The sequence below is a fragment of the Thermosphaera sp. genome, from assembly GCF_059755995.1.
Map to the genome: position 1 here is coordinate 1 of NZ_DBOUKL010000019.1, position 5,734 is coordinate 5,734.

A 5,734-nucleotide genomic window follows, 5' to 3' on the forward strand; every position below is an offset into this window, starting at 1 on the left:
CCTGCTATTATGATTTGGAATCTCATAGCCAGCCCGGCAACCCTTGTGCAGGCACTCCAGGTTGGGAGTATGGCGATGATCGCCTACCCGGTGCTGATGCTGAGTGTGGAGGCTCATGGTCACTCCTTAACTGTTACCCTTCCAGTTAAAACCACCGTATTAACTCGTTCAATTCTAGTGGTAGGTCTAATAGAATACTTAGCGATTTACACAGCTCTACTAGGGTATGCTGCCGCGATCAACGTCCTCACGGTTTCCACCATACTGGAGTCATGGTTTACGATACCCTTGGTTGCAAGCCTGATCATGCTGGAGATATGGATTTTGTTCAAACTAGAGGGAGAGAATTTGTTCACAGGCACATTCTACATGAAAATATCGAAAACAATAATCGCCTACTTAATTCTGTCAATAGCGGTTGTGGTGCCAGTTTGGGCATCATATTATTACGCCTTACTTTTCATGAGCGAGGCAGATAAGGTTCTAATCCCCTCTATTATATCGCTTCTAATCCTCTTCGTCTCCGCTAGGCTCTTCGTCAAAATACGGTAGATCTCTCGACGAATTTTAGAAAACCTTGGTTAGTCGAATGCCCTTTTCTCGTAACAGCCTGGTTGAGTATGAAAAGATGCCCTATTTTCTACTCCGAAAAGATTGTGGAGAAAGGAAAAACATATTAGATTAATGTTTTCACTCAATTCTTTCTATTCTTATAGCGCCAACAGGGCAAACATCTGCCCCGCTCTTAGCACACTCGTATAATTCCTCGGGTATTTCCCCTATTGATATATCCCTTGTTGTTTGAACACTATATTTTGCAACAACCCGGTTCTTCCCAGTATCCTCTCCTAGTTCAAATATTTCGGGACACGCTGCAGGCGCTGCACCGCAGCCCAAGCAGTTGACCCTGTCCACTATTACCCTGTATTTTGCCATTCTAACACCATGATTTTAATGTTGAATCAATGGTAATAAAGTTTTCTAAGATGAGCTAGTCTTTTAAAGCATTATTGAAGAAATGATCAACATCTGGTTTCATACGGTTACTCCTTTAAAATAAAATCAACTATGGGTTGAAGCATACTATGCTCCCTAGGCTTCAACAATATTGGTGTATCAATGGTTTTTTCTGGCTTGAATTTAGGAAGTAGTCTAGAGGTAACCAGGTACGCGGGATTATCGAGATTCTTAGCTATATGTTGCAAAATATTTTTCGTTGTACTAGTATCGTAAAGAAAAGCTTTACCAGGCGCAACAATGATGATTTGATCAACGTTCTCTATAAGCCCTATGCTGGGAAGTAATGCGTCGTTAAAACTTTCCAGCAATATAACATCATACTTTTCTAGCAGAGAGTTCAGTGCTGAGGCCACGATTTGGTCGATTCTCTTGCTCACTAACATCTCGCTGACTTCTTTCAGACTTCTCGCCGTTGGTTGCAACTTCTTCTTAAGTAATTCCAGGACTCTACGTGCTTCTGTAACAGTCTTCTCAACGTTTTCTTGAATAATATAATGTTCTATCTGAGTATAAGGATAGTGCGATATTCTTGCCATAACTAGTTGTGGTAGGAATAGCGCTGAATCCTCCAAGTATTTTTCCATGTTAAAACCGTAGTTAGAAGGGTCTAATGGGGCAACAGCCAGCGCGACCGGGTTTAAAAGCGCTGGGGATTCACCGGTTTCTCTAAAATATGCGTAGGCATCATTCCCTACGAGCAGTTTCAACCTGACAGAGTGCTTAACCGTCATAGCGCTGTACCAAATGTTGTGGGCTGCCACGGGCTTGTAGGGTACTGCTTTAGCACCGGTGGCTGTGAGTGTTTTGAAAAGACTCAGTGTGAACCAGGTTTTGCCGGAGTCGAATGGGAGTAGACCGCTTACCAAGATAGTTTTCTTCAAGATAACACCCTTGAATCTAAGTTAGATCATAAAGTTCTTTGTTCAATAGTTTAACAAGAGCCATGATGGTTGCTGTATAGCTTAGAACATATCTTTCAAGCTTTCCTCTAGTCAGAAAACCTATAAATCCTTGCTTCTCGCCAATTCTTTCAACCCCGGTCAAATGCTCAACAGCCTCCTCCAGCTCACTGTATTTGCCCTCAACAATTGCTTCATACACCGCTCTAGGGATAGGGAACGAGGGTGAGAGGCCATACGAGTGCAAACCATTCTTCCCAATTATGTAGGATACTTCCACGTCAAACGGTTCATTATTGAGTAAGTAGAATCCTGCCTCTACTCCAACACCGTAATCACACTCGGGGTCTAAGCTACCCCTCGCCCGCTCCATAGCACCCTCAAGTATTTCGTGTAAACCTATGGGCTGGTCCCCGACAGTGGTTGAAACTTTTTTGGAACGAACCTCTGCTACGGTGAAAAACCGTTCAAAAGCTAACCTGACTCCTTTCACTTTAACAGGGTTTCCTGAGCCGATGCATATGGTTACCTCCATGCTAGCAACCCTTGAAAAGCTATTTAGTTTCACAGCGAAAATTATTCTTGAGGGGTTTTATGAGGGTTTTTGTTGGAACTAGTGGGTGGCTTTATGATTGGAATGAGGAAGCAACCCTCGACTGGTATGTCGAGTTTAGCGGGCTGAATGCTGTCGAGTTAAACGCTAGCTTCTACAGGTTTCCCTTTCCCAACCAGGTAAAAGCATGGAGCAGGAAGTCTAAGCACCTGAGATGGTCTGTGAAAACCCATAGAAGCATTACCCACTTGAGGAAGCTTAAGCTCGATGCCTTGAATACTTGGGTGAAATTCAAAGAGCTTTTCAAACCCTTGGATGATAAAGTAGATTTCTACCTGTTCCAACTCTCCCCGAATTTCTCATGCAAGGATGAGAATTTATCAAGCATAGAGAGGTTTTTCTCGTCAACATCTCTGGGAAGAAGGTTTGCCATCGAATTCAGGCATTCGTCATGTTTCACCGAGAGCGTTGCAAAATGGGGGGAGAAGCTTGGCATCACCCTTGTTTCCATAGATGCTCCAATAGCCCGGTGGATTGTGGCATCGAATAGTGTGGTTTACATGCGGCTACACGGGTCCACGGACTGGTACGGTTACGAGTACTCAAGAGAGGAGCTTGCTGAAATAGGCAGGCGAATTATCGAGCTCGGGCCTGAAACTGTTTACGTGTTTTTCAACAACGATCACTGGATGCTTGAGAACGCGAGGCTGATGAAAAACATACTTGAACGTAAGTAGAGGATTACGCCTCGTTAATGCAATAGGTTTTCTCGAAGCCGGAGCCCTCGCTGACTCTATAATATTTCTTGAACAATGGCCCAGCCTCGCCGAGTATTTGGCTCAAGTGTTTGAGACTATCTATGAGCGTGGTAACAGCCTCCTTAACCAGTTTTTTCCTAGGGATAAGGAAGTCATACTCCTCCCATGTTAACGGAATAAAGTCGAGGTCCAGTAATTCTGCTACGTATCCCACGGCTAAGCCAGCGTCAGCCCTTCCCTGCCTGATAGCTGTTGCTACCGCTGTATGTGTCTTAACTTCATAGGTGTATCCGTTAACCATTCTGCCGAGCTTGCCAAGGTCCAGCCCCTTCTCACTAGCGATCCGCTTTAACGCCATGTCGAGGAATACACGTATACCAGAACCTTTGCTCCTATTCACTATTCTAACATCGCTTCTCAGGAAATCCTCTAAAGTGGTAATATTCTTAGGGTTTCCTTTCTCCACCACTATTCCTATAAGCCTGTCATACCCTCTGATCAAGACAGCTTTATCTTCAAGCCCATACTTCTTGATGAATGGAGTATTGTAGCATCCGGTTTCTTCATCCAACAAGTGAGTAGGGGCTACATCAGCCTCGCCTCTCGCCACAGCTTTCCAGCCGCCAGTGCTACCTACGTTTAGAATCCTGGAAGCGCTAATAAAACCCCTGAGCCTCAGTATCTCCGTCAACAATGGATCATTACTTCCTATCACGTTTAACCTGGTTTTCCCAGGTAGGTCGTGGAAGAGGTAAACCCTTACTCGTTCACCCTCCATGACAACGTCCACGTTTTCACCTATCTCGAGGAACCCGTCGCTCAGGATTAGTGGTGAGATAGCGCCACTGCTCATGGAGACAGGGTAAGCGGCATAGCCGTTTTCAGATTCAACCAGCATAACAGGTATTAGCCATGTTTTACCAACCTGCTTCCTCAATTGAACAGGCATTAAGGCGTCGACATCCTTAACATCGTACAGCGCCCCTGTGTAGAAGCTTACAATCCTGCTGACAACTCTCACGAGGATCATGTAGCATGAGAGCGGGAAACCTGGCAGACCGATCAAGATCTTCCCATTGCTCGTCGCAATCACCGTAGGCTTACCCGGCTTCGTCCTCAACCCGTGGACGATTATTTCCCCTAGTTCGTTGAACACTCTGTAAACCAGGTCCGAGACCCCTGCACTGGTTCCACCGCTTGTGAACACCATGTCATAGTTTCTCAAAGCATTCTGAATCGTATCATTTATCACATCATAATCGTCGGGAAGAAGCCCTCCGTACTCGGCTTCAACACCCCGCTCTCTAAGATAAGATGTTATCAACGCACCGTTCACGTCGTATACTTTGCCGGTCTCCAACACGGTACCTGGTTCGACAACTTCTTCACCCGTTGAAAACACTATCGCCTTAGGTTTCTTGTAGACTTCAACCTCTTTTACCCCTAACCCTGCGAGCAAGCCCAGGTGACTGTGTCTAAGCAATGTCCCTTTGAAAAGAACCAGGTCCCCTGAAGATATATCGCTACCAGCTGTCGAAATATTATCTCCGGGAGGAGTTGTTCTGAAGACCTTTAAAACCTCTTCATCTCTTTCAACATACTCCTCCATGACCACGCTATCGTAGCCTCTCGGGATCATTGCCCCGGTGGCAACCTCTACGGCGTCTTTAACGCCGGCTTCTAAAGTAGGTTTCTCACCCGGCTTCACACGACCCTTGACCTTAAGGTATACTGGTGATAGCTCATCGCTCCACTCCACGTCTACGCTTCTAACAGCATAGCCATCCACTTCGCTCCTGTCGAATGGAGGGTGATCTATTGGCGAGTAGACATCACTGGCTAAAACCCGGTAAAGGGCACTGATCAACGGAACCTTCTCAACCCCAGAGGGGTGCGGCCTCACTCTCTCGAGCACTAGTTTAACAGCCTCATCGGGATCCACAAGGGCGTGAAATATTTTCCTACTCATAACTAACTCCTTTTAAACAGCCATGTAATTAATGGATTTGATAAGGTTAAATCTTTATAAGAGGGTTGAAATGCGCGTCGAGGAATTAATAAGCAAAGGGTTGCCGGAGAGCTATGTAAGGGTGCTGGAGGCGGAAGGTATTACAACGCTGAACCCTGTTCAGGCAGACGCTGTTAACAAGGGTGTGTTAGAAGGCAGAAACCTGGTGGTTTCAACTCCCACGGCTAGTGGTAAGACGTTAATTGCGGAAATGCTCCTGGTTAAGACTGTTGTGAACGAGGGGATAGGGGTTTATCTTACCCCGTTGAAAGCACTCGCAAGCGAGAAGCATGGAGAGTTCAACCGTCTCTCCAGGATTGGGCTTAAAGCAGGCATCACAACCGGTGATTACGATAATCCAGCTGAAGAGCTAGGGGACTACGACATCATCGTAGCTACTTATGAAAGATTTGACAGTCTTTTAAGACTTAAACCCAGCTGGATTAGCAGGGTTAAAGCAATAGTTATCGATGAAATGCATACTATAGGGGATCCC

At 45.6% G+C, this 5,734-nt stretch carries 7 protein-coding genes; 3 read left to right on the forward strand and 4 right to left on the reverse strand.

The features are described from left to right. The coding region (locus AC3OH0_RS01910) for a hypothetical protein (RefSeq protein WP_498344549.1) at window positions 1-552 on the forward strand (552 nt) is incomplete at its 5' end. Window positions 553-690: 138 nt separating this feature from the next. Here the strand turns inward: AC3OH0_RS01910 and AC3OH0_RS01915 are convergent. The 3 genes from AC3OH0_RS01915 to yjjX all read right to left on the reverse strand — a co-directional run bounded on the left by AC3OH0_RS01915 (window position 691) and on the right by yjjX (window position 2,454). Beyond that, window positions 691-936 carry a ferredoxin gene (locus AC3OH0_RS01915; RefSeq protein ID WP_193435972.1) on the reverse strand — a complete coding sequence of 82 codons (246 nt, stop codon included), beginning with the start codon at window positions 934-936 and terminating at the stop codon, window positions 691-693. A 107-nt stretch (window positions 937-1,043) separates the two neighbouring features. After that, the gene (locus tag AC3OH0_RS01920) at window positions 1,044-1,901 is read right to left on the reverse strand and encodes a hypothetical protein (RefSeq protein WP_498344550.1); all 858 of its coding nucleotides are present in this window, start codon (window positions 1,899-1,901) and stop codon (window positions 1,044-1,046) included. Window positions 1,902-1,917: 16 nt separating this feature from the next. Beyond that, entirely contained in the window at window positions 1,918-2,454 is a 537-nt protein-coding gene (yjjX, locus tag AC3OH0_RS01925) for an inosine/xanthosine triphosphatase (protein WP_498344551.1), read from the reverse strand. Window positions 2,455-2,513: 59 nt separating this feature from the next. Between yjjX and AC3OH0_RS01930 the strand changes: the two genes are divergently transcribed. Next, window positions 2,514-3,209, forward strand: coding sequence for a DUF72 domain-containing protein (locus AC3OH0_RS01930; RefSeq protein WP_498344552.1), 696 nt, complete (start codon window positions 2,514-2,516; stop codon window positions 3,207-3,209). A gap of 4 nt (window positions 3,210-3,213) precedes the next feature. Here AC3OH0_RS01930 and AC3OH0_RS01935 read toward each other — a convergent pair whose 3' ends face one another. Next, entirely contained in the window at window positions 3,214-5,199 is a 1,986-nt protein-coding gene (locus AC3OH0_RS01935) for a molybdopterin biosynthesis protein (protein WP_498344553.1), read from the reverse strand. 70 nt (window positions 5,200-5,269) lie between these two features. On the opposite strand from AC3OH0_RS01935, the gene AC3OH0_RS01940 reads away from it, so the two are divergent. After that, the coding region (locus tag AC3OH0_RS01940) for a DEAD/DEAH box helicase (protein ID WP_498344554.1) at window positions 5,270-5,734 on the forward strand (465 nt) is incomplete at its 3' end.

What these genes read in the sequence shown, in the direction of transcription:
- AC3OH0_RS01915 (WP_193435972.1), bottom strand. Translation starts at nt 936, where the DNA reads ATGGCAAAATACAGGGTAATAGTGGACAGGGTCAACTGCTTGGGCTGC.
- yjjX (WP_498344551.1), bottom strand. Translation starts at nt 2,454, where the DNA reads ATGGAGGTAACCATATGCATCGGCTCAGGAAACCCTGTTAAAGTGAAA.
- AC3OH0_RS01930 (WP_498344552.1), top strand. Translation starts at nt 2,514, where the DNA reads ATGAGGGTTTTTGTTGGAACTAGTGGGTGGCTTTATGATTGGAATGAG.
- AC3OH0_RS01935 (WP_498344553.1), bottom strand. Translation starts at nt 5,199, where the DNA reads ATGAGTAGGAAAATATTTCACGCCCTTGTGGATCCCGATGAGGCTGTT.